18 protein-coding genes and 1 pseudogene are annotated in these 26641 nt (G+C 70.6%); 14 read left to right on the forward strand and 5 right to left on the reverse strand.

The window, feature by feature from the left end:
- The first annotated feature begins 110 nt into the window (after positions 1 to 110).
- Positions 111 to 1538, forward strand: a complete 1428-nt coding sequence (locus G4D86_RS05825) for a serine/threonine-protein kinase (RefSeq protein ID WP_240360063.1) — start codon at positions 111 to 113, stop codon at positions 1536 to 1538.
- A 119-nt stretch (positions 1539 to 1657) separates the two neighbouring features.
- On the opposite strand, the gene G4D86_RS05830 is transcribed toward G4D86_RS05825, so the two are convergent.
- Complete coding sequence (locus G4D86_RS05830) at positions 1658 to 2359, reverse strand: DUF2306 domain-containing protein (RefSeq protein WP_163990317.1); 702 nt, start codon at positions 2357 to 2359, stop codon at positions 1658 to 1660.
- Between the two features lie 140 nt (positions 2360 to 2499).
- Here G4D86_RS05830 and G4D86_RS05835 point away from each other — a divergent pair, with 140 nt between their 5' ends.
- Entirely contained in the window at positions 2500 to 3387 is an 888-nt protein-coding gene (locus G4D86_RS05835; protein ID WP_163990319.1) for a LysR family transcriptional regulator, read from the forward strand.
- Positions 3388 to 3486: 99 nt separating this feature from the next.
- Positions 3487 to 4437, forward strand: coding sequence for a hypothetical protein (locus G4D86_RS05840; RefSeq protein WP_163990322.1), 951 nt, complete (start codon positions 3487 to 3489; stop codon positions 4435 to 4437).
- Positions 4438 to 4457: 20 nt separating this feature from the next.
- On the opposite strand, the gene G4D86_RS05845 is transcribed toward G4D86_RS05840, so the two are convergent.
- Positions 4458 to 4877, reverse strand: a complete 420-nt coding sequence (locus G4D86_RS05845) for a DUF3592 domain-containing protein (protein WP_163990324.1) — start codon at positions 4875 to 4877, stop codon at positions 4458 to 4460.
- A gap of 463 nt (positions 4878 to 5340) precedes the next feature.
- Between G4D86_RS05845 and G4D86_RS54260 the strand changes: the two genes are divergently transcribed.
- The 8 genes from G4D86_RS54260 to G4D86_RS05880 all read left to right on the forward strand — a co-directional run bounded on the left by G4D86_RS54260 (position 5341) and on the right by G4D86_RS05880 (position 15997).
- Positions 5341 to 6162, forward strand: coding sequence for an InlB B-repeat-containing protein (locus G4D86_RS54260; protein WP_420821840.1), 822 nt, complete (start codon positions 5341 to 5343; stop codon positions 6160 to 6162).
- Positions 6163 to 6775: 613 nt separating this feature from the next.
- Positions 6776 to 8140, forward strand: coding sequence for a TolC family protein (locus G4D86_RS05850; RefSeq protein ID WP_163990326.1), 1365 nt, complete (start codon positions 6776 to 6778; stop codon positions 8138 to 8140).
- Complete coding sequence (locus G4D86_RS05855) at positions 8137 to 8685, forward strand: hypothetical protein (RefSeq protein WP_163990328.1); 549 nt, start codon at positions 8137 to 8139, stop codon at positions 8683 to 8685. Before G4D86_RS05850 ends, G4D86_RS05855 begins: the two co-directional genes overlap by 4 nt.
- Positions 8686 to 8693: 8 nt before the next feature.
- Positions 8694 to 9956, forward strand: coding sequence for an efflux RND transporter periplasmic adaptor subunit (locus G4D86_RS05860; RefSeq protein WP_163990329.1), 1263 nt, complete (start codon positions 8694 to 8696; stop codon positions 9954 to 9956).
- On the forward strand, positions 9953 to 13129 hold the full coding sequence (locus G4D86_RS05865; RefSeq protein WP_163990331.1) for an efflux RND transporter permease subunit: 3177 nt from the start codon (positions 9953 to 9955) through the stop codon (positions 13127 to 13129). The genes G4D86_RS05860 and G4D86_RS05865 overlap by 4 nt, the downstream gene beginning before the upstream one ends.
- Before the next feature lie 37 nt (positions 13130 to 13166).
- Positions 13167 to 14249, forward strand: a complete 1083-nt coding sequence (locus tag G4D86_RS05870; RefSeq protein ID WP_163990333.1) for a cupredoxin domain-containing protein — start codon at positions 13167 to 13169, stop codon at positions 14247 to 14249.
- A complete protein-coding gene (locus G4D86_RS05875) occupies positions 14246 to 14821 on the forward strand; it encodes an RNA polymerase sigma factor (protein WP_163990335.1) in 576 nt (191 codons plus the stop codon). Before G4D86_RS05870 ends, G4D86_RS05875 begins: the two co-directional genes overlap by 4 nt.
- 180 nt (positions 14822 to 15001) lie before the next feature.
- Complete coding sequence (locus G4D86_RS05880) at positions 15002 to 15997, forward strand: GIY-YIG nuclease family protein (protein ID WP_163990337.1); 996 nt, start codon at positions 15002 to 15004, stop codon at positions 15995 to 15997.
- 23 nt (positions 15998 to 16020) lie between these two features.
- Here G4D86_RS05880 and G4D86_RS52595 read toward each other — a convergent pair whose 3' ends face one another.
- The gene (locus G4D86_RS52595) at positions 16021 to 16410 is read right to left on the reverse strand and encodes a hypothetical protein (protein ID WP_240360064.1); all 390 of its coding nucleotides are present in this window, start codon (positions 16408 to 16410) and stop codon (positions 16021 to 16023) included.
- Between the two features lie 16 nt (positions 16411 to 16426).
- A pseudogene (locus tag G4D86_RS54265) lies at positions 16427 to 16744 on the reverse strand (PAS domain-containing protein); the annotation flags it as partial.
- Between G4D86_RS54265 and G4D86_RS05895 the strand changes: the two are divergent.
- The 3 genes from G4D86_RS05895 to G4D86_RS05905 all read left to right on the forward strand — a co-directional run bounded on the left by G4D86_RS05895 (position 16715) and on the right by G4D86_RS05905 (position 25214).
- A complete protein-coding gene (locus G4D86_RS05895) occupies positions 16715 to 20572 on the forward strand; it encodes a TIR domain-containing protein (protein ID WP_240360065.1) in 3858 nt (1285 codons plus the stop codon). The pseudogene G4D86_RS54265 and the gene G4D86_RS05895 overlap by 30 nt on opposite strands.
- 267 nt (positions 20573 to 20839) lie before the next feature.
- Positions 20840 to 23314 carry a heavy metal translocating P-type ATPase gene (locus G4D86_RS05900; RefSeq protein WP_163990343.1) on the forward strand — a complete coding sequence of 825 codons (2475 nt, stop codon included), beginning with the start codon at positions 20840 to 20842 and terminating at the stop codon, positions 23312 to 23314.
- An 808-nt stretch (positions 23315 to 24122) separates the two neighbouring features.
- Positions 24123 to 25214 carry an aromatic ring-hydroxylating oxygenase subunit alpha gene (locus G4D86_RS05905; protein WP_163990345.1) on the forward strand — a complete coding sequence of 364 codons (1092 nt, stop codon included), beginning with the start codon at positions 24123 to 24125 and terminating at the stop codon, positions 25212 to 25214.
- A gap of 10 nt (positions 25215 to 25224) precedes the next feature.
- Here G4D86_RS05905 and G4D86_RS05910 read toward each other — a convergent pair whose 3' ends face one another.
- Positions 25225 to 26601 (reverse strand): multicopper oxidase family protein, encoded by a 1377-nt coding sequence (locus G4D86_RS05910; protein ID WP_420821844.1) that lies wholly within the window; start codon positions 26599 to 26601, stop codon positions 25225 to 25227.
- Positions 26602 to 26641 lie beyond the last annotated feature (40 nt).

A 26641-nucleotide genomic window follows, 5' to 3' on the forward strand; every position in this document is an offset into this window, starting at 1 on the left:
CTGCGCCGTCTCTTCAAATTCACGTACGGACGGGCGCAAAAAGCGTTTCCAGGGTTCGGTGCGGGTAGGCTCGCTGCGGGTGGATGGACCGCATTCCTCACGAGACTCTCATGGCACATGGCAACCTGAACCCAGCACGGCTTCGCCCGGGCACACGCGTGGGGCCGTGGCGCGTGCTGGAACGGCGAGGACGCGGCGTCTATGGCGCTGTCTATCGCGCCATCAGGGCGGACGGGCACCCCGGGTTTGTGGCGCTCAAGCTGGCCCTGCGTCCTCGGGATGAACGCTTCACACGAGAAGCGGAGTTGCTCTCACGCATCCGCCATCCCAACGTCCCTCGCCTCGTCGGCCACGGGGAATGGCAGGGCCCGGCTGGCACTGTCTACCCGTACCTCGCCATGGAGTTCTTGGACGGCCTACCTCTCTATGACTGGGCGATGGAGCAACGGCCCACCTCCCGGCAGGTGCTCTCGTGCCTCGCCAGTCTCGCGCGGGCGCTGGAGGCCACGCATGCGGCAGGCGGCGTGCACCGTGATGTGAAGGGCGACAACGTCGTCGTGAGGGATGGAGATGCCCAAGCCTTCCTGACCGACTTCGGCTCCGGCCACTACATTGGCGCCGCGACCATCACCTGGCCGCCATTTCCTCCAGGAACGCCGGCCTACCGTGCGCCGGAGGCGTGGCGCTCCGTCCTGCTTCCCGGTCCCGACCCGTCCGTGCCCTATGCGCCCGGACCGGCGGATGACGTCTTCGCGCTGGGCGTCACCGCCTGGCGGTTGGTGACCGGCGAGTACGCTCGCGAGCTGGGACTGGCGGGTGAGGGGGCTCGCCTGTGGCGACGCGAAGGCCCGCTCCACCTCGCTCCGCGAGTCCTCAATGGGCGCTGCTGCGTGGAGCTGGATGCCCTCGTTTCCCGGATGCTCTCCGTGCATCCGGAGGCGCGCGGCAGCGCAGGCGAGCTGGCCGAAGCGATGGAGGCCGCCGCGCGTGAAGCAGGGCCAGCGGCGGACGTGCCTCTCTTCACACCGGAAGAAGCCTGGCCCGCCCATGTGAACGCATCCGCGCGGCGCATTTCGTCGCGGGAGCGAATCGGGAGCACGAGGCCCTGGAGCGTCGCCGCCGCCGCCGCGGTTTCCGTGGTGGCGGTGGGAATCGCGTGGTTGCTGAGCACGCGGCACGGAGGCGTCCCCACGGAGGCGAGCGTCTCCGTGCGACTGGAGGCAAGGGACGGCGGCTCGGTGGCCGTCGGGGACTCCGCCCTGATGGCGCCTTCGTGCTCCGCCACGCCACCTTCCGCGTGGGCGACCATCACCCAGGACGTTCCCCTCAACCCCTTCCCGGGACAGCGGCGGACAGACTCCAAGGGCCGCTGTCCAAGCCCGGGGCAGGTTCCCATCCAGGGGTACTGCTGGCTGAAGCAGGCCCTGGACCGGAAGGGCTGTGACGACAACGGCTACCTGTACATGGATGGGCAGTGCTACGCGCCCGTGTTCCGGACCGCTCGACCCGCCACGTCGAACCCCCGAGGACGGAAGTGAGTCACCCCTTGTGCGAACCGGTGCGGGTAGCGGCCCTGACTCGACTTTCGCCATTTTGAGCGAGCGCGCCCCACGGGGGAGGTCACGCCCGTGTCCTGGACACCGCTGACCGGGTCGAATCAGGGGGCCCGCGGCGGGTGTGAGGCGTTCCCGACGTTGGCTCGTACCGTGAGCAGCTCGGCAGCGCGGACGGGGGAGGCGGGTTGGCGACGAATGACCCGCTCGGCCACGGCGAGGTTGATGACCCAGCCGGCGCCCAACAGCAGCGCTCTGGCGAGCTCGCCCGGCGTTCCGACGATGAGGAACCAGGGCACGGAGACCAGTACCTGCGTGCCCGCGCCCAGACCGACAGCGTAACCTCGAATCATCCAGGCCCGGTGGCCAACGACGTCCCGCCGCGGGAGCGCGGCCAGCCCCAGGACGAGGGACAGCACCATCACCGAGCCGAAGAGGAGCCGCAGGCCGTCGAGGAGCTCACCGTCGCCTTCGGCGCGGGGATAGAACAGCGTCATCCACAAGCCCGAGAGCCCGGCCACGAGGCCGCACGCGACCAGGAGCCGCCCGGCGACGCGGTGCCAACCGGGCCGCCGACGGCGAAAGTCCGGTGCGAACTGGAAGGCACCCAGGGCGCAGTACACGCTGGCGCAGAGGACGTGCAGCACCACCGGCAGCGGCGATGCGAAGAACCGCGCGTTGTGCGGCGTGAGCTCGGCGCCGCCCGCCAGCTCGGTCAGACGGCCGGCGCCGGCCAGGATGGGCACGAGCGAGAGCGCGACCAGCGCAGCGGACACGCGCCGCTCGGCCTTGGGGGTGGAGGTCATGGTGAGGCTCTTCTCCTGTCGGTGTGGGAACGCCGGGGAACGCGCATGACGACGGCAACGCTTCGTCCCGTGCGAACAGATAGCCCTCCGTGACTCCTGGCGGAATTGACTGAGTTCCTTCTCCTGATATGCGCAAATGCATGGATTGGCGGGCGGTCAAGTTCGACTGGAATCGAGCGCGGGCCTTTCTGGTCACCGCGGAAGAGGGCTCGCTCACGGCGGCGGCGCGTGCGCTCGGCATGGCGCAGCCGACACTCGGGCGTCAGGTGAGCGCGCTCGAGGACGAGCTGGGCGTGGTGCTGTTCGAGCGCGTGGGACGGAGCCTCGCGCTGACGCCGAGCGGGCGCGAGCTGCTCGACCACGTTCGGGCCATGGGCGACGCCGCGGGGCGCGTCTCGCTCGCGGCCGGCGGACAGTCGCAGAGCATCACCGGGCTGGTCCGCATCTCGGCCAATGAGATCTACTCGGCATTCCTGCTGCCGCCCATCGTGGAGAAGCTTCGGCGCGAGGCGCCGGGCATCGAAATCGAGCTCGTCGCAACCAACACCGCGGTCGATCTGCGCCGACGGGAGGCGGATATCGCGATCCGGAACTTCCGCCCCACCCAGCCCGACCTCATCGCCACCAAGGTCCGGGACGACCCGATGCGGCTGTACGCCGCGACCCGCTACCTTGCGAGCATCGGCAACCCACGTACGCCGAAGGCACTGAGCCGCGCCGACTTCATCGGGCTTGGCGGGACGGACGCCATGCTCAACGGGCTGAACGGGCTGGGCTTGAGCCTGACGCAACGGAATTTCCCGGTGCTGACGGGGAACCACCTCGTGCACTGGGAGATGGTCAAGCGGGGCCTCGGCGTGGGCGTCGCTCCCGAGCGCGTGGGAGACGCCGAGCCGCGGGTCCGGCGGGCCCTCCCCAGCCTCACCCCGTTGTTCCTTCCCATCTGGCTGACGACCCACCGCGAGCTGAACACCAGCAAGCGCATCCGGCGGGTGTTCGATCTGCTCGCGACCGAGCTCGGGAGATGAGTGACGGGGCTGCGCCGTCTGGATGCGCACGTCCGAGAACTCCCAACCTGGAAGAAGCGACCGGAAGAGGCCTTCTCGACGCGGGCAGGGCAGGTGCACTTGTGGGGCCTCCCGTCCGCGGCAGCTCCCTATGTCAGCCTCCTGCTCATCCTGCTCCTGCTGGGCTCGCTCTTCGTGCTGGGCGTGGGGGCCTTCTACCTGTTCCTCTCCGGGTTCTCGCTGGGAGGCATTTCGGAGCTGGTGCAAATCGCGATGGTCCTCCTGGTGGGCCTCCTGTGGAAGGCCGCGGGCGCGGACACATCCAATTTCGAGTCACCGGGATACGGGGAGGTGTGGGGGGCCGTGGGGACGGCGCTGGTGCTGACCGGGGTCTCCTGGGTGGGCTTGTCGCGGCTGCGCAAGGGCACGGTCTGGCTCACCCCGGAGCGGCTCGTCTGGCTGCCGCGCTCGGGCGAAGGCACCACCGTGCGCATGGACTCCATCGCCGAGGCGGGCATCCGCCTCAACGGCGGGAAGGGCCCTCTCGTGGTGGTGGGGAATCGGCACCTCGAGCTGCCCCTGAATCGTCCCGACGCGGAGCGGCTGCGGCTCTGGCTGGAGCTGTTCCGTCACGCGGAGCTGCGGGCCCGGACGGCGAAGGTGCAGCGCCCGGTGGAGCGCGTCGTGTTCCCGGCGGTCCTCCAGAAGGGCATGCTGGAGCGGAAAGGGCATGCGGTGCTGTTGCGCCGCAAGCTCTACTTCCTCCCGGATGCGCAGGCCGGCCTCGCGCTGCTGAAGGCCGCGACGGGAAGGACGCTGGACTCCCGGGTCGAGCTGTCGTGGTTGCTGGACATGCTCCGCTGGCAACCCGAGGCCGACCTCGAGGCGTTGCTCGACCGGGCGGTGGAGGCCACGCGAGGCGTCACCTGGCCCACGGGCGAGGGGGGCCTCGCGACGGACATCTCCTGGAGCCATCAGGTCCAGATCCGCCGTGACGCGGAGGTCATCACCGGCCAGCTGCGGGGAGCCCAGGTCCGCGAGGCCGCGCGCATCTTCGCCGCCTGGCGCTGAAGCACCGGGCGCTTCCGCCATCAATAGACGCGATTCCGGACCACGAACGCGGCGAACAGGAACATGGCTCCCATCAGCGTCACGCAGCCAGGCAAGACCCAGAGCTGTCCGAAGTGCCCGTAGCGCGCGGTTCCGGCTGGGTCGAGCTGCTTGTAGAGGACCTTCACCGCTGTCCCCGGCGGATGGCGGCCCGGCTGTCCATAGTAGACGGTGGGGGTGTGCACGATGCCGTTCAGATCCGAGAACTGAACCACCTCCGGGTAGCCCTTGAACAAGCGGTACTGGCCGTCCCCTCGGCTGCTCGCGGTGACCACGACGGCGTTCGCCGGCTCGGCACTCAAGACGAACGACGCGGTGCGGAGCAAACCAACGACCCCAATCACCAGGCATGAAACGGAGACGACGAAGATGATTCGGAAACCAGTCTCGGGAGAGGCCACGGAGACAGCGTAGCAGCCCGTCACTCGCCGAGGAAAGGAAGGAGGACGCCGGGAAAAGGGGGCGTCAGCGGCAGTCGCACTCCTGGCCTCCGGCCGGGTGCGGGGCTCAGGTCACGCCCTTGGAGCAGGTCAGCGGGTTGCGCCCGATGCTGCCGCTCGAAGTCGACGGATAGGCAGGCGCGACGGTGAGCGCGTAGTACCTGAGCCTCGCCGTCGGTGATTGCGAGGGTGCTGGGTTGTTCTCAACCATCGACGACCGCAACCGCATCAACCTCGATAAGATAGTCGGGAGATAGAGTCGCAACTCCCACCAGCGTCCTCGCACCCCTTCTTCTCCCCTGCACCGACAACGGCCCATGTGAGAAGCCGGACGGCTCCACCCTGCGACGCCATCCCGTCCGACGCTTCGAGTAGCATCTTCTCCGCCGTCTGTTCTCCATTCGGTCAACCGCGAAAGGCTCCTATGAAAACAACCCTCCTTGCCGTAGCAGCAGTACTCGTTCTTGCCCTCCCAGGTCGCGCTGTTGCACAAACACGCTGTTACCAAGCCCCAACCAGCCTTCCTCCCCAAGCCGCTACTTTCACCCCGACTCGGACGAGCTGCTCAATCACCCCGCAAGGCGCGTGCTGGCACCAAGTCATCTCAGGGTCGGTTGGCCTGCCTCCCTATGTCTTGTGGCTCGCAGCGCCCTCGTCTTGGAACTTCAAACAGTGCCAGTTCTTTGACTACCGGGGAGCGAACGCGTCGGGCGACCCTATCATTCGGTGGCTCTTTGGCCCCGCTTCTTGCGACCCGATTCCGTGCAATACTCAGCCGCCGACCCCGCCCAACTACACGCTGAGCGTCAATCTTGCTGGCTTTGGTAATGGTGTTATTGTCTCGAGTCCGGCTGGTATTAATTGGGGCGTTAGCGTCCCCACCCCCACCCTCAGCGCATCATTTCCCAGTGGCACGGTTGTTACTCTTACTGCGACACCAAACGCCCTCAATACTTTCGACGGGTGGTCGGGCGCTGGTTGCAGTGGGACGGGTACCTGCACCGTGACGGTGACGGCAAATACCTCCGTTACAGCGACTTTTACGCCTCACTCCGTCTGCGGTGATGGCCTCTGTACCGAACTCGAGACCAGCTATACTTGCCCCTTCGACTGTCGATTCTGCGGTGACGACATCTGCACCGAGGATGAGGCTGGGGGCTCCTGCCCCGAAGACTGCGTAGAGATTTGTGGCGACGGCATCTGCGGCGGCAGGGAAGACCCCTGGTCCTGCTACGAAGACTGCTAAACCGATAATCGGTTGGCGGACTCGTCCTTGTAGGCGCTAGCACGACGGACGGGCGCGCCCTGTGGGGTCGCTGCGGGGCTGCCCGTTGAGGGTAGTCCCTACCGCGCCCGCTTCTTTCCCTCCGCTGTCCTCACCAGTCCTTGCAGCGGCGGCAGGAGGGCCCTCAAGCCCTCTACCTCGCCCTACCGCGCTTGGGCCCTCAGGCGCATGTTGCCCTCGCCTCCCTCAAGCAGGGGCGGAGTCGGGGCCGCAGGAGGAGAGCCCCGCCTTTGCCGCGACGGTGGCGGAGCCGAGGCAGGAGCGCACACCGCGTTTGGACTGGGCCGGGCTGCTCAAGCAGGACGTTCGCCCTGGATGAGAGTCCCCCACCGAAGTGGGTGACGCTCACGCGCGTCAAGTTGTTCAAGGCGGACAAGCCCGCCTTTGACTTCCTCTCTTTCGAGGAAGCCGAGCGCCTGATCACTGGCTGGCGCCTCGGGGGGAGCAGGCCGATGACCTTCCGGGCAGGTCACAGTGTGACGGCGGCGGTCACACCCGGAGGCCGCTTGCGGCGTGCAGGTGCGCGAAATCATTGGGCGCCGGTCAGGTATGCGGCTTGCGTTGTGAAGAGGACATGTTCGCCGTCTCCGCCACGCTGTCCCTCATGCTGGCCGCCGCTCCCACGGAGGCCTGGTCGCTGGAGCGCGTGGTCGCCGAGGCCGTGGAGCGCGCGCCGGAGGTGGCGACGGCGCGGGCCGAGGAGGTAGCTACCGAGGGCGTGCGGGCCGCCGATGGACGGTGGCTCCAGGAGAATCCGCAGCTGGAAGTGGAGGTCACCAGCGACGTGCTCACGGGCGACCAGGGTGAGCAGCGCGTGGAGATGATGCTGAGCCAGTCGGTGGAGGTGGCGGGGCAACGGGGGCTGCGAGTGGCACGGGCGGAAGCGGCGGTGGACGCGGCCCGGGCGCGAAGGCGCGTAGTGGTGCTGGAGGCAGCGGCGGAGGCGGTGAGCGCGGCGACGGAGCTGGAGCGGCGCGAGGCGCGGGCGCGTCTGGCAGAGGAAGCGCTGGAGCTGGCCCGGGCGCTGGAGGAGGCGACAGGGCGCCGCTTCGCGGCCGGAGATGTGCCAGAGCTGGAGCGCAATGGCGCGGCGCTGGAGCGGGCTCGCGCGGAGGCTCGGGCGGCGATGGCTCGCGCGGAGGCGGCGGGCGCGCGCGCGGCGCTGAATCGGAGGCTGGGGCGCCCGGCCGGGGCTCCGCTGAGTGTGTCGGTGCTGGCGGACGCAGGAGCTGAAGCGGAACCGGCGACGGCTGGCTCTGCGCCGACGATGCAGCGGGGAGATGGCAGGGGCGCCAGTGCGACGCAGCCGAAGGGGACGGAGGAGCGGCCGGAGATTCGCGCCACGCGGGCCTCGCTGCCATCACCCCTGCTGAACGAGCGGCCCGAGCTTCAAGCGGCACGCGCGGAGGAAGCCGCGGCGAAGGCGGAGGTGGAGCTGCTGCGCCGAGAGCGCTTCCCGGACCCGACGCTGGGCCTGGGCTACGAGCGGGAGCGGCGCCCCGAGTCCCATGGTGCCGTCACGGACCTGCACACCGAGCACCTGCTGGTCGCTCGGCTGTCCGTGCCGCTCCCGCTGTGGAATCGCAACCAGCGCGAGCTGGCCGAGGCGAGAGCGAGGCGCTCGACGCGCGAGGCGGAGCGGGTGGCCCGCGAGCGACAGGTGGACGCGGAGTCGGCCGTGGCGCGAAGCACGTTCGAAGCCGCGCGAGCCGCATACACCGCGCTGGAAGCGGCCCGGCCCGCCGTGGAGCGCAACCTGGAGCTGATGCGCCGTGCCTACGAGGCGGGAGAGCTGAGCCTGGACGCATTGTTGCTGGCACGAGACAGGGCCTTCTCCGCGAGGGCCGAGGCGGTGGACGCGGCGGCGGAGCTGGCCCGGGCGCGCACCGCGCTGCTGCGCGCAGAGGGACGGCTGCCCACGGGAGGAGTGCTCCGATGAGACGCGCGGCGCGGATGCTGGCGGTGGCGTGCCTGTCCCTGTCGACGCTCGCGGGAGCGCACGAGGGCGAGTCGCACGGCGAGAAGCCTTCAATGCCCACGCCGGGCGAGGGCCTGCACGTGCTGGCGGCGACGGGAGACCTCTTCGAGGTGGTGCTCAAGCACCCGGAGCACGCGGACGGTCCGAAGACTTCGGTCCGCCTGCTGGTGGCGGACAGCGCGACGAACGCGCCTGTGAGCGGGGCACAGGTGGAGCTGACGCTGACCGGAGCGGCCGTGCAGTCGCTGGTGCCGAGGATGGAGTCGCCGGGCATCTACGTGGCGGAAGCGGAGCTGGTGCCCGAGGCGGAGCTGGCCGCCGTCGCGACGGTGACCCGAGGCGACGCCGTGGACGTGCTGGCGCTGGGGACGGTGCATGTGGAAGCGGAGGAGGAGTCCCACGCGGCTGGCAACGGTCTGCGCGGCTGGGGCGTCGCGGGCGGCGTGGCGCTGCTGGTGGCGGCGGGCGCATGGTGGGTGTCGCGTCGCAAGAGGGGGCTGCTGTGAGTGACGCGATGACGCTGTCGAAAGTGCTCTCCGCGCGGCGCGCGCATGACGGCTCGCAGCGGTCCGAGCGCCCCGCGGGGCTACGGATTCAGGGACGCGCGCTCTCCGTGTCCCTGTCCGTGATGTGTCTCGGTCTCCTCGCGAGTTCCCAGGCCCACGCCCACGAGGGCCACGCCCAGGCTCCGTCCGCCCAGCAGCAGCAGCCCATCGTCCCCGGCGTGGGCTTCACCGTGCCCAAGGAGACCCAATTCCTCCTCGAAGTACGCACGCAGCGCGCGGCGGTGCGTCCGCTGGAGTCGCGGCTGGTGGCCCCCGGCAAGGTGGTGCCGCGCACGGACCGCTACGCGCAGGTCTCCGCGCCGGTGCCCGGGCGTGTGCTGGCCTCCGGCGCCTCGGTGCCGCTGGTGGGCCAGCGCGTGAAGCGCGGCGAGGTGCTGGCGCTGGTACAGCAAAGCCTCTCCACCTCGGAGGCCACGGGGCTGTCGACGGGCTACATCCAGGCGGAGGCCGAGGTGTCCCGCGCGCAGGCCGCGCTGGAGCAGGCCCGTAGAGACCTCGCGCGCCTGGAGTCCCTGCAGGGCGTGGTGGCGGAGAAGGAGGTCCAGCAGGCGCGGCTCACCGTGAGCACGGCGGAGCAGGAGTTCGGCCGGGCGAAGGCTTCGCGAGACGTGCTGTCCGGCGCTCGCCAGGGGCAGGGCACGGCGCGCTTCCCGCTGGTGGCTCCCATCGACGGCGTGCTGGTGGAGGCCCGCGCCACCGTGGGCGAGCAGGTGGACCCGGCACGCCCGCTGTTCGCGGTGCTCGACGCCTCCGTCGTCTGGGTGGAGGCGCGCGTCTACGAGGGCGACGTGGCGCGGGTGGAGGGCGCCTCGGGAGCGCTGGTGGACACGCCCGCATACGGGGGCCAGCACTTCGCCGCACGGCTCTACAACGTGGGACAACTTGTGGACGAGTCCACGCGCAGCGTCCGCGTCCTCTTCGAGGTGGACAACCGCGAGGGCCGCCTTCGCCCGGGCATGTTCGTGGACGTGGCCATTGGCGAGGGCGGCAAGCGCGACGCGCTGGCGGTGCCCGTGTCGGCGGTGGTGAAGGAGGAGGGCCGCGCCTTCGTCTTCATCCACACCGCGCCCGAGGCCTTCGAGCTGCGTCCCGTGGTGCTCGGTGGACGCGACGGCGAGTGGCGCGAGGTGCGCCAGGGTCTGAAGGCGGGGGAGCGGGTGGTGGTGGGCGGCGTGCCCGCGCTGCGCATGGCGAGGGGAGGCGGCAGGTGATTGACCGCGTCATCCTCCTCGCGCTGCGGCACCGCCTGTTCGTCGTACTGGCGGCAGTGGCGCTGCTGCTCTACGGCGGCTGGGCCGTCACGCGCCTTCCGGTGGACGTGTTCCCGGACCTCAACCGTCCCACCGTGACGGTGATGACGGAGGCGGGCGGCCTGTCGCCGGAGGAGGTAGAGACGCTCGTCACCACGCCGATCGAGACAGCGATGAACGGCGCGCCGGGCGTGCAGCGCGTGCGCTCGTCGTCGGGCGTGGGCCTGTCCATCGTCTACGTGGAGTTCGACTGGGGCACGGACATCTACCTGGACCGGCAGCTCGTGTCCGAGCGGCTCCAGGTGGCGCGCGAGCGGCTGCCTCGCGACGTGACGCCGCACCTGACGCCGGTGTCCTCCATCATGGGCGAAATCCTCCTGCTCGGCGTGCAGAGCGAGAGTGGGAGCACGTCGCCGCTGGAGCTGCGCTCGCTCGCGGACTGGACGCTCCGCCAGCGGCTGCTGACGATTCCGGGCATCGCCCAGGTGACGGTGCTGGGCGGCGGCGTGAAGCAGTTCCAGGTGCGCGTGGACCCGGAGAAGCTGCTCGCCTTCGGGCTCACCTTCGACGAGGTGGAGCGCGCGGCGGGGCTGTCCCAGGGCAACACCACGGGCGGCTTCGTGGACAAGGGCGGCCGCGAGTACCTGGTCCGCAACCTCGCGCGCAGCGCCTCCGTGGAGGACCTGGCGGGCACGGTGGTGGCGGTGCGGGACGGCGTGCCGGTGCGCCTGTCCCAGGTTGCCGAGGTGGCGGTGGGCCCGGCGGTGAAGCGCGGCGACGGCGGAATGAACGGTCGTTCCGCGGTCATCCTCGCGGTGCAGAAGCAGCCCGGTGCCAGCACGCTGGAGCTCACCGGAAAGGTGGACGATGCGCTGAAGGACCTACGCGCCACGCTGCCCGCGGACGTGCGGGTGGAGATGCTCTTCCGGCAGGCGGACTTCATCCACTCCGCCATCGGCAACGTGGCGGAGGCGCTGCGCGACGGTGCACTGCTCGTGGTGGTGGTGCTGTTCCTCTTCCTCGTCAACCTGCGCACCACGGCGATTACCCTCACCGCGATTCCGCTGTCCCTCGTCATCACCGCGCTGGTGATGAAGGCCTTCGGCCTGTCCATCAACACGCTCACCCTGGGTGGCCTCGCGGTGGCCATCGGCGAGTTGGTGGATGACGCCATCGTCGACGTGGAGAACGTCTACCGCCGCCTCAAGGAGAACCGCGCGAAGGCCGAACCCGAGTCCGCGCTGCGCGTCGTCTTCAAGGCCTCCTCGGAGGTGCGAGGTTCCATCGTCTTCGCCACGCTCATCGTGGTGCTGGTGTTCATCCCGCTGTTCGCGCTGGGCGGAATCGAGGGACGGCTCTTCGCGCCGCTCGGCGTGGCGTACATCGTGTCCATCCTCGCGTCCCTGCTGGTGTCGCTCACGGTGACCCCAGCGCTGTGCGCATACCTGTTGCCGAAGGGGCGCCTGCTGGACCACGGCGACGGCGCGCTGGTGAGCTGGCTGAAGGCGCGGGCCCGGCGGGTGCTGAAGGTAGCGCTGGCGCATCCCCGTCCGGTGATGACGGGCGCGGCGGTGCTGGTGCTCGCCGCGGCGGTGGTGGTGCCCTTCCTGGGCCGCTCCTTCCTCCCGCCCTTCAACGAGGGCACCGCCACGGTGACGCTGATTGCGCCGCCGGGCACGTCGCTGGAGGAGTCCAACCGCTTCGGACTCATCGCCGAGCGCCTCATCGCCGCTGTGCCCGAGGTGAAGACGGTGGGCCGCCGCACCGGCCGCGCCGAGCAGGACGAGCACGCGGAGGGCGTCCACTACTCGGAGCTGGACGTGGACTTCAAGGCAGGGGACGGGCGCGCGCGGGAGGTGGTGCTCGGGGACCTCCGCGAGCGGCTCGCGCAGCTCCCGGGCATGTCCGTCTCCGTAGGGCAGCCCATCTCCCACCGCCTGGACCATCTGCTCTCGGGCATCCGCGCGCAGGTGGCGGTGAAGCTCTTCGGGCAGGACCTGGACGTGCTGCGCGGCAAGGCGGAGGAGGTTCGCGCCGTCATGGCGGGCGTGCCCGGAATCGTCGACCTCCAGGTGGAGCAGCAGACGCTGATTCCGCAGCTCCAGGTGCGGCTCAAGCGCGAGGAGGCGGCGCGGCTGGGCGTGCAGCCCGGCGCCATGGCGGAGCAGCTGGAGAAGGTCTTCAACGGCGTGGTGGTGGGGCAGGTGCTGGAGGGACAGCGCACCTTCGACGTGCTGGTGCGGTACGACGAGCGCTCTCGCGTGGACGCGGAGGCGTTCCGCCGGGCGCTGGTGGACACGCCCTCGGGGGCGCGGGTGCCGGTGGCGGCCATCGCGGAGGTGGTGGAGTCGCAGGGGCCCAACGTCATCTACCATGACCACCTGCAGCGGCGCATCGTGGTGATGGCGAACGTGTCGGGCCGGGACTTGGGCAGCGCGGTGGAGCAGGTCCGCGAGCAGGTGGCCGCGCAGGTGTCGCTGCCTCCCGGGGCCTTCGTCACGTATGAGGGCCAGTTCGAGAGCCAGCAATCCGCCACGAAGCTCATCGCCCTGCTGTCGCTCCTGTCGCTGACGGGCATGTTCCTGGTGCTGTACGCGCACTTCCGCTCGGTGCGGCTGGTGCTCCAGGTGATGCTCAACATCCCGCTGGCGTTGGTGGGCAGCGTGACGGCGGTGGTGCTCACCGGGCAGCCGCTGTCCGTGGCCACGCTGGTGGGCTTCATCACCCTGTGCGGTATCGCCAGCCGCAACACCATCATGCTCATCTCCCACTACCTGCACCTCGTCGAGGTGGAGGGCGAGCACTTCAGCCGGGACCTGGTGCTGCGCGGCTCGCTGGAGCGGCTGGTGCCGGTGCTGATGACGGCGCTGACGGCGGGGCTGGCGCTGGTGCCGTTGGCGCTCGCGTCGGGAGCGCCCGGCAAGGAGATTCTGCACCCGGTGGCGACGGTCATCCTCGGGGGGCTCATCAGCTCCACGCTGTTGGACCTGCTCGTCACGCCGGCCGTGTTCTTCCGCTTCGGGCGTCCGGCCCTGGAGCGCTACCTGGCGCGCAAGGCGGCGGCGCGCGCCGAAGAGGACCCCCAGCTCCCGGAGGCAGCGCCTCCCGAGGAGCGGCTCGCGAGGTCGCTGTGAAGGCGGACCCCGTGAGGAACGTTGGAGGATGTTCGAGATGAGGAAGCAAATCATCGCGGCGTTGATGGCGGTGGGACTGGTGGCCGCATGCAGCAAGAAGGACGCGCCCCCTGAGGCGCAAGCTCCGGCTGCGAAGTCGCACGCTGTCGCGGAGCCCCATGCCCACGCAGCGCCGCATGGCGGAGTCGTTGAGTCCACGTCGCAGGGCCACATGGAGTTGGTGGTCACCCGCGCGGGCGGCTACCGCGTGTTCCTGCTGGACGATGCGCTCGCCGTGCGTCCGGTGGCGGGTGCCAGTGGCACGGTGAAGGTGGCGAAGGGCGGCCATCCGGACGTGAAGCTGGCGCCGGTGGGAGACCATCTGGAAGGGCAGGGGCCGGAGCACTCGGATGACCACCTGACCATGGTGGTGACGGTGGTGCGGGACGGGAAGCCGGAGGTGGCGCGCTTCTCCGCGCACCTGGAGGAGCACGGGCACGACGGCACTTCCGCCGCGCCGATGCAGGCGCACGACCACACGCCCCTGCACGGCGGCATCGTGGCGATGAGCGGGGAGACGCATCTGGAGGTCCTGTCGCTGAAGTCCGGTGAGGTGCGCGTCTGGGTGACGGATGCCTTCCGGCAGCCGGTGCCGCTGGCAGGGAAGAAGGGCACGGTGGAGGCTGCGGGTGCCTCCGTGCCGCTGGTTCCCGGAGCGGCGGGAGAGTTCCTCTCGGGCACGCTGCCTCCCGCCGATGGTGAGCGCGAGGTGACGGTGCGCCTGCCCATGCCGGACGACCCCGAGTACTTCATCGGCTTCCTGCTGACGCCCGTGGACGCGGCGAAGGCGCCCGCAACGAAGGCCGCGGTGGATGGCGCGGTGCAGGAGGTCACCATCACCGTGCAGGGCGGCTACCAGCCGAGCGAGGTGACGCTGAAGCAGGGCGTGCCGGCGCGGCTGCGCTTCGTGCGCAAGGACACCGGCGGGTGCGGGGACGAGCTGCTCATTCCCGACTTCGGCGTGCGCACGCCGCTTCCGGGCCTGAAGGAGACGGTGGTGGACTTCGTGCCGGACAAGGCGGGAACCTTCGCCTTCACCTGTGGCATGCAGATGATGAAGGGCACTCTGGTGGTGAGATGAGCGGCGAACCGCAAGACGCAATCGAGGTGGCCGGTGAGGACGTGCTTCCGGCGCTGGTGGGCAACCACCGCCAGTTCCTCGGCTTCCTGGAGCGGCGCGTGGGGAGCAAGGCGGTGGCGGAGGAAATCCTCCAGGCCGCCTTCGTGAAGACGCTGGAGAAGGGCGGCGCGCTGCGCGATGGCGAAGGCGCGGTGACGTGGTTCTACCGGCTGCTGCGCAACGCGCTGGTGGACCACTACCGCCGTCAGGCCGCGGAGGGGCGCGCGCTGGAGCGCGAGGCCCGCGAGGCCACGGAGGCCTCCGAGGACCCGGAGCTCAAGAGCGCCGTCTGCGCCTGCGTGGGCGAGCTGCTCCCCACCCTCAAGCCCGAGTACGCGGAGCTGGTGCGCAAGGTCGACCTGGAGGAGCGCGGCGTGCCCGACGTGGCGAAGGAGGTGGGCATCACCGCCAACAACGCGGGCGTGCGCCTGCACCGGGCTCGGCAGGCGCTGAAGAAGCAGCTGGAGCGGAGCTGTGGCACCTGCGCCTCGCACGGCTGCCTGGACTGTTCGTGCAAGAAGTCCCGCGTGTGAGTGGAGGGCGCACGCCTTGCCGACGCCCTCGGCCCCTGTTAACTCTCACGCAGGTGCCGAGGGGCGCCTGTGCCCGAAAAAGACGACGTCACCCTCGCTTCTCCCGGCAGTGCGACAGTTCCTGATGAGTTCCTTCCACGGCCCATTCTCGGGTGAGGGCCGGATACGAAGGGCTTGTCCATGGGAACCGCCCCGCCTCTCCCGCTGCACGAGTGCAAGGTCCGCGCATCGCTCCTGCTGAAGGAGCTGTGCTCGCCTGACTCGTCGCGCGCCAGCCGGGCCGCAGAGCGCCTGCGCGCACTTCCCGCCTTCGGCCGTCTGTCATTGGCTGAGCTGCTCGCTCGAAGAGACCAGGTGCAGCGCAAGCACGCGCTGGCGGTCATCGCCCATGAGCAGGGGTATGCCTCCTGGGTGGAGCTGAAGGCCGCGCGGGAGGAGGCACCTCCACCTCCGTCCGCTGTCGACTTCGAGGCGCTGCTCTCGCGCGTCGGTGGTCTCTTCCTCAACCGGTGGTTCACCACCTACGAGGACGCGCTCGCTTCGCTGCGAGCGCAGGGCGGCTACCTCTTTCCCTTCCGACAGCAGTTCTTCGTCTGCGAGGCGAGCCTGCTGACGACGCTCGGCGTGGACCTGACCGACCCCGACTGGGCGCTGGCGGGCCCCGACTGGGTAGCGCCGCGCGACGCGGCCGCCCACGCCCGGCTCGAGCAGCGGCTCGCCCGCCTCGCTGGCTCCACTCCCGTGAAGCGCTCTTCACCTCCAACCCGAAAGAAGGTCCCCATGTCCGCCGATGATGTCTCCCCGCAGCCCGGAAGCCGCATGCAGCGCGCCGAAGTCCGACGCGCGTACAAGGAGAAGCCGCCCGCCATGGGTGTGTTCGCCGTCCGCAACAAGGCGAACGGCAAGGTCCTGGTGGGGTCGAGCCTCAACGTCCAGGGCGCGCTCAACCGCATCCAGTTCGAGCTGAGCACCGGGATGGACCGCATCCCCGGCCTGCTCGCGGACTGGAAGCGCCACGGCGCCGACAGCTTCACCTTCGAGGTGCTCGACGTCCTGCCTCCCGCCGAGGAGCCGGGGGGAGACCCCAAGGAGGAGCTCAAGGTCCTGGAGGCGCTCTGGCTCGACCGGCTCAAGCCCTATGGCGACGCCGGCTACAACGGGCCGGCACCGACGTAGGGACGGGCACCTTCCTTCCGGGGTCACCACCCTCCTGGACGTCTTGGCCTGCGTGAGGTGTGGAGGGCGGCGCCGGGTGCTGGCGTACCTGACGGCACCCGACGGGGTGCGCGCCATTCTGGAGCACCCGGAGTTGCCGACGCGGCCTGCTCAACTGGCTGCAGCGCAGGGGCCACCGCAGAGCGCGTGGTGTTGAGGAGCCGGGCCTGGGTGAGCACCAGGTGCAGCGAGGCGAGGGGCGTGCGCAGCTCGTGCGAGGCGATGTTGGGGAACTCGCTCTTGGTGCGGTCCGCGGCGACGGCGGCGTCCTCGAGCTTCTGCAACTCGGCGGTGCGCTCGCGCACGCGCACCTCCAGCTCCTCGCGCGACTTCTGCAGCGCGGCCTCGGCGCGCTTGCGGTCGGTGATGTCCATGACGATGCCCAACCAGCCCTGCCACCGCCCCGCGCGCGTCGGTGTACGTGGCCTTGTAGAAGATGACGTCGCGCACCTCGCCGGTGCCGAAGCGCACCGAGGACTCGTACGTTCGGATGCCGGGGTGGTCGAGGAGCTCCTGGTCCTTGGCGGCGTAGCGCGCGGCGAGCTCGGGCGGGGACAGCTCCCACACGCTCTTGCCCTCGAGCGCTTCGCGCGGGGTGTTCAGCATCTCCGGGAAGGCGCGGTTGCACCCGCGGTACCGCCCGTCCCGCGTCTTGTGGAAGATGGGGTTGGGGATGCCGTGAACGATGCACCCCTTCGGGTCGAGCACCAGGACGAGCGTCTGGACGGCGTCGAGGAGCGCGGTGGACGCGGCGGCGAGCCCGGTGAGGTGGGTGGTTACATCTGTCTCATGGATGCCCAGCCGCGGCATGCTTCGGGGCCACCCCTGCAGCTCTTTACCTCGTATGCGCACGCGGATGAGGAGCACCTCCAGCGGCTGAAGAAACACCTCGCTCCGCTGGTGAGCCAGGGGGAGCTCGAGCTCTGGCACGACCGGGACACCCCCCTTGGCCAGACGTGGGCGCGGGAGATCGACGAGCACCTGAAGCGCGCGGACCTCGTGCTCCTGCTCATCACCCCCGACTTCCTGCATTCGAGGTACTGCTATGAGGTCGAGCTGCCCGTCGCCCTGAAGCGGCACGAGGCGGGTGAGGCGAGGGTCATTCCCGTCTTCGTCGAGCCGACGTCCTTGCAGGGGGTGCCCTACCAGCACCTCCAAGGCTTCCCCCCGGACATCCAGTCGAGACCCCAGACGATGGCTGGGTGGTCCAGGGACAAGGGGGGACCGGACGCGGCCTGGGCCGCCTTCGTCGAGCAGCTCCGGGGCGTCATCCGCGAGCTGCGGGAGGCCCGCCCCGCGAGCGCCGCTGCGTACTCGCGCAAGGACTACCTCGAGGGCTTCCTGCGGCGGATGGAGACGCTGGACAGGGATGCGGGCTTCGTGCCCGCGAGCTTCATCGAGCCAGAGAAGGACATCGAGGCGCCCTCCTCCCCCGCGGACCTCACCTTCGAGGTGGACCGGGACTGGAGCAAGGCGCCACCCGAGGCCACTGGGAGCCCGGTCCGTCAGACCCACTCCTCCTTGAGCCAGCTCCTGCGCCATCCGCGCACCCACCGGGTGACGGCCCTGCTCGGGGAGCCCGGCTCGGGCAAGAGCGTGGTGCTCCGGCGGCTGGGGCGCGAGCTGGCCCGGGCGGCCCTCGGGGATTCGCGGGCGGCGCTGCCCGCCTGGTTCAGCCTGGGGGCCTATACAGACATCACTGCCGAGGGGAAGCCGGTGTCCCTGGAAGCCTGGCTGTGCGCCAGCCTTGAGCATCGCACGCCCGAGGAGCGGGGGTTGGTCCGCGAATTCAAGGAGATGCTGGCCGAGGGCTCGCTGGTGCTCCTGTTCGACGGGCTCGATGAGATGCCCCGGCACGACTTCGACAAGCGCCTGGAGGCCCTCCGGGCGTTCACTCGCGCCCGCGGCCGGGTCACCATGGTCTTCGCCTGCCGCACCCGGGACTTCCCTTCCCGCTCCCAGTTCGATGTGCAGCAGATCAGGCTCGCCCCCTTCGAAGCGCGGCGGGTGAGGGACTACCTGCGCCAGCGGGGCCTTCCGGAGCCGGCGCGGGTGGCCCGGGAGCTTCTCGCGCCCGGTTCGCCCCTGGCGGAGCTGGCGGGCAATCCCTTCATGCTCGCGCTCGTCTCCCACCACCTGGAGAACTACGGGCGCCTTCCCGAGTCCCAGGCCCAGCTCCTCGAGGCGTTCGTGGAGCGGCAGTTGGGACGGTTGGAGCGGCGTGCGGGCCACCTCGGCAGGTGGAAGTTGGAGTCCGGGCTGGGCCGGTTGAGCTTGGGGCTGCTGGACCATTTCGGAGCGGGGACGGCGGTGCCCGTGGACGCGCTGCTCGGCCTGAGCGGACTGGTTCCGGACGAGGGGGTCCTGCTGGTGGACGCCGCCATCTCCGAGCGCCTGCTCGTGCGCGAGGCGGACACGGGGGCGGTGCGCTTCTTCCACCCGCGCGTGCAGGAAGTGTTCGCGGCCTCCGCTTTGCGCGCCCTGTTCCCCGAGGAGCGCGAGGCGTGGTTGTCGGCCCGGGTGGACCAGGCGTGGCGGCACGAGGTGTTCGTGCTGCTGGCGCGACCGGACGTGGACCTCTCGGGCTTCTTCGCCCGGCAGTTGGAGGGGATTGAAGCGGGGCTGGGCGGGGAGCCCAGGGGCTTCGTCTACGAGGCCCGGCTGATGCTGCTCGGACGGATGATGGAGTCCGCCGCGCTCGCGAGTGACGCACCGGCGGTGAAGCGGATGGGGGAGCTGCTCGCCCGGCGCTACCAGTCGGCAGACGCGAGCGCGATTCCCGTGTTGCAGCGGGTGCGTGCGCTCCGGGCCGCCCGGGGCGCGGTGGTGGAGCAGCCGTCCCTGAAACCGTGTGTGAGGAGCGCGCTCCACTCGCCGAGCCGCTGGGAGCAGGGCGAGGTCTTCCGGGCGATGGCGAGTCTGGCCTCCTCCCGCCCGGCGGTGCGCGACGTGCTGCACAAGCAGGTGTTGCGCGAGGGCCTCTCCTTGGCCTTCGTCTTCGAGTATGGCTACTGGGCGGGGCTCGCGGCGAGTGACGTCCGGCTCCGCTTCCTCGTGAGGAGCCTCCGCCTGGCGCTGGTGCTGTATCTGCTAGCGAGCGCCGCGGTCGCTGGCGTGTGGGGCGCGGCATTCGGGTACGTCTATGGATGGAAGGGCGTGCGGGCGGGCGTCATCCTGAGCGTGGCGCACCAGTTCGTCGTCACCGCGATAGGCCGCCTCCAGCTCGGGCCGGGCACGGGGCTGCTCCAGCAAAGGGTGGCGCTGGGGACAGGGGCCTCGTTCTTCACCGGTTGGCTCCTCTCCGCGGCCGTTGCCGGAATGCCGTACCCGTCCGGTCCGTACGGCCCGCGTCTCGAAGGAGGGCTGTCATTCGCTCTGGCGAGCGCTGTCGGCGCGCTTTGGCTCCAGATGGGGGATCCCAGAGACTTCCCTTGGCTGGGGGTGAGACGCCTGTTCGGCTTGGGGTTGATCCTGGGACTCGTGAGCGGCGCTGGCCTCGCGTGGGTGGGACTCGGCCTGCTGTTGCTGCTGGGCTTGCGCTCCTTGCCGTGGAGACGCCTGCGCAACCCGAAGTGGAAGGACCCGTGGCTCCAGAGGTGGAGGCACCTGCGGAGCCTGGAGTGGAAGGGCCCGTGGCTCCAGAGGTGGAGGCACCTGCGGAGCCTGGAGTGGAAGGACCCGTGGCTCCAGAGGTGGAGGCACCTGCGGAGCCTGGAGTGGAAGGACCCGTGGCTCCAGAGGTGGAGGCACCTGCGGAGCCTGGAGTGGAAGGGCCCGTGGCTCCAGAGGTGGAGGCACCTGCGGAGCCTGGAGTGGACGGGCCCGTGGCTCCAGATGTGGAGGCACCTGCGGCGCCTGAGAATGAAGTGGGGGCTGGTCGTTCTTTCGCTGCTTTCCCTCGCCCTGCTCCTGATCATTGACCGCTTCATAGCTTCGCTCCAGGTGAAGACGTGGCAGGATTACCTTGCCCCCCTCTTCCTCCTCTGCGTCTGTGGTGCCGTCGCCGTACGGCTGTTGCGGAGGGCGCAGCGGTGGACCCTCACGAACTGGTCCGCGCGACGACTGGCCGCTCCACGCGAGCCCCTGTCCATGGAGGACATGCCCGAGGTGCTGAAGTTGGCCCTGGACGAGAGCGTGCCCGAGGTTTCGAGAAGGCGCCTGGTCTTGCGGCTGGGGACGCTCGAGCCCGCGAGTGAGGTGTTGACGCTGGCCTTCCGCGAGATGCTGCGGATGGGTGGCCTGCGCCTGGATGCGGAGGTGTGCGCCCGGGCGGTGGACGAGCTCGAGCAGCGGCTCCTCCGGGAGGAGCCCCGGACACACCAGGAGCGGCTTCTGCGCGAATTGCCCGTGATGCATGCGGTCCTGAAGGCCTTTCCCGTGTGGCGGGCAAGCCAGCTCATCTCGTGGTGGTTGGGGCACGCCAGGGTGTCATCGGGCGAGCTCTCGCGCCTGGAGTCCCATCCCCAGGTGGGGGTGTATGTCCGCGCGCTGTCGTTCCTGTGGGCGACGCCGGAGGAAGCCGCGGACGGGCGGTGAGCCCCCCTGGCCTCACGGGCTTCCCCTGGGGACATCCAGTCGAGGCCCCAGACGATTGCCGGGTGGCTCCCCCAAGTGGGAGCGGAGCCGAAGCCGCAAGAGGCGAGCCCACCGCCTGAGGCAGCGGCGAAGGCGGAAGCGAAGAAGGAGCGGACGCCGCGACTGGATTGGGCCGGGTTGTTGCGCAAGACGTTCGTGCTGAAGAGGTCCCCTGTAAGAGCCGGCCGGGTGCTCCGTTGGCCTGGGTGAAAGGAGCACGGACACACCATGCACCACTCCCATTCGCACCATCACGCCCCCTCGCCGCCTCCCCCCACGAGCGGGGAGGCGCACGCCATCGACCCCGTCTGCGGGATGAAGGTGGACCCGCTCGCCCCCAAGGGGGGCAGCCTGGAGCACGAGGGCCACCACTACTTCTTCTGCAACCCGAAGTGCCGCGAGCGCTTCCGCGCGGACCCGGCGCGCTACCTCGCGCCCTCGTCCACCGAGCCCGAGCCGCCCGCCGCGCCGGGCACGCTGTACATGTGCCCCATGGACCCGGAGGTCCGCCAGGACCACCCGGGCGCGTGCCCCAAGTGCGGCATGGCGCTGGAGCCCGAGTCCCCGCCCGTGCTCGAAGCACGCGTCGAGTACGTGTGCCCCATGCACCCGGAGGTGGTGAGGGATGGGCCGGGAAGCTGCCCCATCTGTGGCATGGCGTTGGAGCCCCGCACCGTGCTGCCCGAGGAGGCGCCGGACCCGGAGCTGCAGTCCATGCGGCGGCGCTTCCGCGTGGGACTGGGGCTCACCGTGCCGCTGCTCGCGCTCGCCATGTCGGACATGATTCCGGGCCAGCCGGTGCAGCACGCGGTGCCCGCGTCGGTGCTGGCGTGGGCGCAGCTCGTCCTGGCCACGCCGGTGGTGCTCTGGGGCGGCTGGCCCTTCTTCGCTCGTGGCTGGACGTCGGTGCGCAACCGGCACCTCAACATGTTCACCCTCATCGCGCTGGGCACGGGTGCGGCGTACCTCTTCAGCGTCTTCGCCACGGTGTTCCCCGGCGCGCTGCCGCACGGGCTGCGCACGGGGCATGGGGGCTCGGCGCCGCTGTACTTCGAGGCCGCCGCCGTCATCGTCACCCTGGTGGCGCTGGGACAGGTGCTGGAGCTGCGCGCGCGTCACGCCACCTCGGGGGCGCTGCGGGCCCTGCTGAGCCTGGCGCCCGCCATCGCCCGGCGCATTCGCGAGGACGGGCACGAGGAGGATGTGCCGCTCGCGCACGTCCACGTGGGCGACAGGCTGCGCGTGCGGCCCGGGGAGAAGGTGCCGGTGGATGGCGCGGTGCTGGAGGGCGCCAGCGCGGTGGACGAGTCCATGGTGACGGGCGAATCCCTCCCGGTGGAGAAGGGGCCGGGCGACAAGGTGACGGGCGGCACGGTGAATGGCACGGGCTCGTTGGTGATGCGCGCGGAGCGGGTGGGAAAGGACACGCTGTTGTCGCGCATCGTCCAGCGCGTGGGCGAGGCACAGCGCACCCGTGCGCCGATTCAGCGACTGGCGGACAAGGTCGCGGCGGTGTTCGTGCCGGTGGTCATCGCGGTGGCGGTGGTGACGGCGGTGGTGTGGGGTGTGTGGGGCCCGGAGCCACGGCTGGCGCATGCGCTCGTGAATGCGGTGGCGGTGCTCATCATCGCCTGCCCGTGCGCGCTGGGCCTGGCCACGCCCATGTCCGTCATGGTGGGCACGGGCCGGGGCGCGCAGGCGGGCGTGCTCATCCGCGACGCGGCGGCGCTGGAGCGACTGGAGGCGGTGGACACGCTGGTGGTGGACAAGACGGGCACGCTCACCGAGGGCAAGCCGCGTCTCGCGTCGGTGGTGCCGGCCCCTGGCTTCGACGAGGCCCGCCTCCTGAAGCTCGCCGCGAGCCTGGAGCGCGGCAGCGAGCACCCGCTGGCCGCCGCCATCGTCGAGGGCGCGAAGGAGCGCGGCGTGTCGCTGTCGGCGGTGGAGGACTTCCGCTCGCACACCGGGCAGGGCGTCACCGGCCGCGTGGACGGGGAGACGGTGGCGCTGGGCAACGCGGCGCTGATGGTGGCGCGGGCCGTGGACGCGGGCGAGCTGAACGCGCGTGCCGAGGCCCTGCGCGGCGAGGGCCAGACGGTGGTGCTCGTCTCCGTGGACGGGCAGCTCGCGGGGCTGCTCGGCGTGGCGGACCCGGTGAAGGCGTCCACGCCGGAGGCGCTGGAGCTGCTGCGCGAAGAAGGGCTGCGCGTGGTGATGCTCACCGGCGACAGCCGCACCACGGCGGAGGCGGTGGCGCGGCGGCTCGGAATCACGGAGGTCATCGCCGGGGTGCTGCCGGACGCCAAGGGGGAGGTCGTGCGCAGGCTCCAGCGGGAGGGACGCGTGGTGGCCATGGCGGGTGACGGCGTCAACGACGCGCCGGCCCTGGCGCAGGCGGACGTGGGCATCGCCATGGGCACGGGCACGGACATCGCGATGGAGAGCGCGGGCGTCACCCTGGTGAAGGGAGACCTGCGGGCCATCGCCCGGGCACGGAAGCTCAGCCAGGGGACGCTGGGCAACATCCGGCAGAACCTCTTCTTCGCCTTCATCTACAACCTGCTGGGTGTGCCGCTGGCGGCGGGAGTGCTGTATCCCTTCTTCGGCCTGCTGCTCAGCCCCATCTTCGCCAGCGCGGCGATGAGCCTCTCGTCGGTGTCGGTCATCGCCAACGCGCTGAGGCTGCGGAAGCTGAAGCTCTAGTCACCGGACGCGGTGGCGCCCGCCGGGACGACTCCCGGTGGGCCGCTTCCTCCCGGCGCGGAGCGGCTCCAGCTTCAGACGCAAAGGGGGGCTGTCCCATGCGCGTTCCACTGCTTGCCGTGTCTCTGTGGCTGCTTGCCGTCCCGCTCGGGGCGGGGGCGCAGGTTCCACCCCAGCCTCCCTTCGGAGAGGACGACACGACACCCGTCACCGGCGACAGTCCCGTGCCCGGAGCGCCCGCGGGCGTCGGAGCGCATGAGCACGCGGGCCACCCCGTCCCGCCCACGGGCGCGGTGGGAATGCCTTCCGGCACGGGGGGCTCGGGAACAACGGCCCAGGCGGCGCCCGACGAGAAGAAGCCGGCCGCCTGTCCGTGCCAGTCCGAGGACGCCACCGGGCCTTGCCCGTGTCCCCACCAACAGGACGCCCAGGCCTGCCCGTGCAAGCCCGAGGGGGCCACTGGCACCTGCCCATGCCCGCACCACGCGGAGCACATGGCCCGGATGCAGCAAGGCCAGATGGGCCCGATGATGTGCCGCCCGGTGGGCAAGTCGAAGGCCCCGACGCCATGATGAAGGCGTGCGCGGACAGATGCCGCCGCCGCCGCGCGGAGTCCTGCCGGAAGAGGAGCGCGGGAATCATCCCGCGGGCGCCCAACCTGGAGGCCGCCAGGCGTGCCGCCGACCTGCCGGCGTGACGCCTGCGTGGACGGGCCCAGTCCTCCCCGGGTGACCCACCTCAGCCGGGAAACGGCGTGGGCAGCGCGTCGGGCGTGCATCGGGCGCCTGTCCCATTAGACTGCCTTCCCATGAGCCCTCGCGAGGAGCCGCGCACCCCCGGCGCGCCCACAGGTCACGTCTCCGTCGTCCACCTGCCGAACGCCTGGTTCATCCTCTGCACTTCGCGCGAGCTGGGGAGCAAGCCGCTGGCCCGCACGCTCCAGGGCACCCCGCTGGTCCTCTTCCGAGGAGAAGGCGGCAAGGCCGCGGCCCTGATGGACCGCTGCCCGCACCGCAACGTGCCGCTGTCCCTGGGCCGCGTGAAGGAAGGCCAGCTCCAGTGCGGCTACCACGGCTGGCGCTTCGACACGGAAGGCCAGTGCCGCGCCATCCCCGGGTTCCTCGGCGAGCCCGGCGCCCGCGCCCGCTGCGCCACCTCCCACGCCACCCGCGAGCAGGACGGCTTCGTCTGGGTCTACTCCACGCCCGGCGTCGTGCCGACGACGGAGCCCTACCGCTTCCCGCTGCTGGACTCGGGCGACTACACCACCGTGCGCCGCACCCTCCGCGCGCCCGGCTCGCTGCACTCCACGCTGGAGAACACGCTGGACGTGCCGCACACCGCGTACCTCCACGGCGGCCTGTTCCGGACCGAGGAGAAGCGCAACGAAATCGACGTGGTGGTGCGGCGCAGCGCCGACAAGGTGGAGGCCGAGTACATCGGCGAGCCGCGCCCCAGCGGTGTCGTCGGCAAGCTGCTGGCCCCCGGCGGCGGCGAGGTGCAGCACTTCGACCGCTTCCTCATGCCGTCCATCGCCCAGGTGGAGTACCGCCTCGGCGCGGGCAGCCACATCATCGTCACCTCGGCGATGACGCCCGTGTCGGACTGGGACACGCTGGTGTACGCGGTGGTGACGTTCCGCCTGCCGCTGCCGCGCTGGCTGACGCGCGCCGTGCTGCCGCTGGCCATGCCGGTGGCGCTCCACATCTTCGGCCAGGACGCGCGCATCCTGAAGCTCCAGACGGACACCATCCGCCGCTTCGGCACGGAGTCGTACGCGTCCACGGAGATTGACGTGCTCGGGCCCGGCATCCTCCGCCTGCTGCGCGCCGCGGAGAAGGAGAAGCCCGGCGCCGTCGGCGACACCGTCCACGAGACGCGGCTGAAGATGCGGACCTGAGCTGCGCGCCTCACCCCCGCCGCGAGCCACCGGGAGCGTCGGGCTCCACGGCGGCGGGTGCCTTCACGTCGATGCCGTCGCGGCGCAGCTCGTCGGTGCTCGCGGCCACCGCCTGCGTGCCGGGCGGGTTCTCGTACCAGCCCGGGTCCTCGTGGCCCTCCAGTCGCTCGCGCACCTTGAGCACGGTGAACATGCCGCCCATGGTGATGTAGTCGTGCGGGCCCCTGCCGCCGACCATGGGGATGGAGTTGTCGGGGACGGGCATGCCCATGTCCCCCATGTCGCCCATGCCCGTCTGGCCCATGGTCATGTAGCCGGGCAGCAGCGTGCGCACCTTCGCGTCCAGCCCGCCCGGCTTCACGCCGACCATGTTCGGGAAGCCGTGCCCCATCTGGTTCATCACGTGATGGGTCATGTGGCAGTGCAGCGCCCAGTCGCCGGGCGCGTCGGCGACGAACTCGATGGTGCGCGTGCTGCCCACCGGCACCAGCACCGTCGTCTCCGGCCACCTCGCGGACTCGGGGATGCGGCCGGCATCCGTCTCGGTGATGTGGAAGTGGTAGCCGTGCAGGTGGATGGGGTGGTGGTCCATCGCGGACAGGTTGCCGAAGCGGATGCGCACCCGCTCGCCCCTGCGCACGACGAGTGGGTCCGTGCCGGGGAATGCCTTCGCGTTCAGGGTGAGCACGTTGAAGTCCGTCATCTCGTTCGGGTCCGGCCGCCGGGTGCCGGCGTCGACGCGCCACTCGTGCAGCATGATGGCGAAGTCGCGGTCGACGCGAGGCCCCACGGGCCGGCGCGGGTGGATGACGAACAGGCCCACCATGCCGAGCGCCATCTGCGTCATCTCGTCATGGTGTGAGTGGTACATGCCCATGCCCGACTGGCGCAGGGTGAACTCGTAGCGGAACGTCTCGCCCGGGGCGATGGCCTTCTGGTTGAGGCCGCCCACGCCGTCCATGCCGTTGGGAAGCAGGATGCCGTGCCAGTGCACCGTGGTGGGCGCGGGCAGCCGGTTGGTGACGTAGAAGCGGACCCGGTCGCCCTCCACCGCTTCGATGGTGGGCCCGTGCACGCGGCCGTTGTAGCCCCAGCAGTGCGCCTTCAGGCCGGGCGCGAACTCGTGCTCCACCTCCTCGGCCACCAGGTGGAAGACCTTCACGCCGTCCACCACCTTCCACGGAAGCTTCGCGCCGTTGGGAACCACCACGGGCTGGTAGTCCCGGCCCGGCATCCCCGGGTTCGCGTACCGCCGGCCCGTGTCCGCGGCGGAGCCCTCGCGCGGCCCCGGAGCGGCCGGTTGCGCTCGGGCCGGAGCACCCCGGAGCAGCAAGGCGCCGCCCGCGAGCGTCGCGCCCGCGGTGGCCAGCATGCTCCGTCGACTCAGGGTCCCCGGGTCGTCGGTGCGCTCCGGGCCGTCAGCCGGC

The sequence above is a fragment of the Pyxidicoccus caerfyrddinensis genome (assembly GCF_010894405.1).
Lineage (GTDB): Bacteria > Myxococcota > Myxococcia > Myxococcales > Myxococcaceae > Myxococcus > Myxococcus caerfyrddinensis.

Bases quoted from the DNA above. Each gene is read 5' to 3' on its own strand.
- G4D86_RS05880 (WP_163990337.1), top strand. From the start codon at position 15,002: ATGGGAACCGCCCCGCCTCTCCCGCTGCACGAGTGCAAGGTCCGCGCA.
- G4D86_RS05900 (WP_163990343.1), top strand. From the start codon at position 20,840: ATGCACCACTCCCATTCGCACCATCACGCCCCCTCGCCGCCTCCCCCC.
- G4D86_RS05850 (WP_163990326.1), top strand. From the start codon at position 6,776: ATGTTCGCCGTCTCCGCCACGCTGTCCCTCATGCTGGCCGCCGCTCCC.
- G4D86_RS05830 (WP_163990317.1), bottom strand. From the start codon at position 2,359: ATGACCTCCACCCCCAAGGCCGAGCGGCGCGTGTCCGCTGCGCTGGTC.
- G4D86_RS05860 (WP_163990329.1), top strand. From the start codon at position 8,694: ATGACGCTGTCGAAAGTGCTCTCCGCGCGGCGCGCGCATGACGGCTCG.
- G4D86_RS05905 (WP_163990345.1), top strand. From the start codon at position 24,123: ATGAGCCCTCGCGAGGAGCCGCGCACCCCCGGCGCGCCCACAGGTCAC.
- G4D86_RS05825 (WP_240360063.1), top strand. From the start codon at position 111: ATGGCACATGGCAACCTGAACCCAGCACGGCTTCGCCCGGGCACACGC.
- G4D86_RS05855 (WP_163990328.1), top strand. From the start codon at position 8,137: ATGAGACGCGCGGCGCGGATGCTGGCGGTGGCGTGCCTGTCCCTGTCG.
- G4D86_RS52595 (WP_240360064.1), bottom strand. From the start codon at position 16,410: ATGGACATCACCGACCGCAAGCGCGCCGAGGCCGCGCTGCAGAAGTCG.
- G4D86_RS05870 (WP_163990333.1), top strand. From the start codon at position 13,167: ATGAGGAAGCAAATCATCGCGGCGTTGATGGCGGTGGGACTGGTGGCC.
- G4D86_RS05875 (WP_163990335.1), top strand. From the start codon at position 14,246: ATGAGCGGCGAACCGCAAGACGCAATCGAGGTGGCCGGTGAGGACGTG.
- G4D86_RS05835 (WP_163990319.1), top strand. From the start codon at position 2,500: ATGGATTGGCGGGCGGTCAAGTTCGACTGGAATCGAGCGCGGGCCTTT.
- G4D86_RS54260 (WP_420821840.1), top strand. From the start codon at position 5,341: ATGAAAACAACCCTCCTTGCCGTAGCAGCAGTACTCGTTCTTGCCCTC.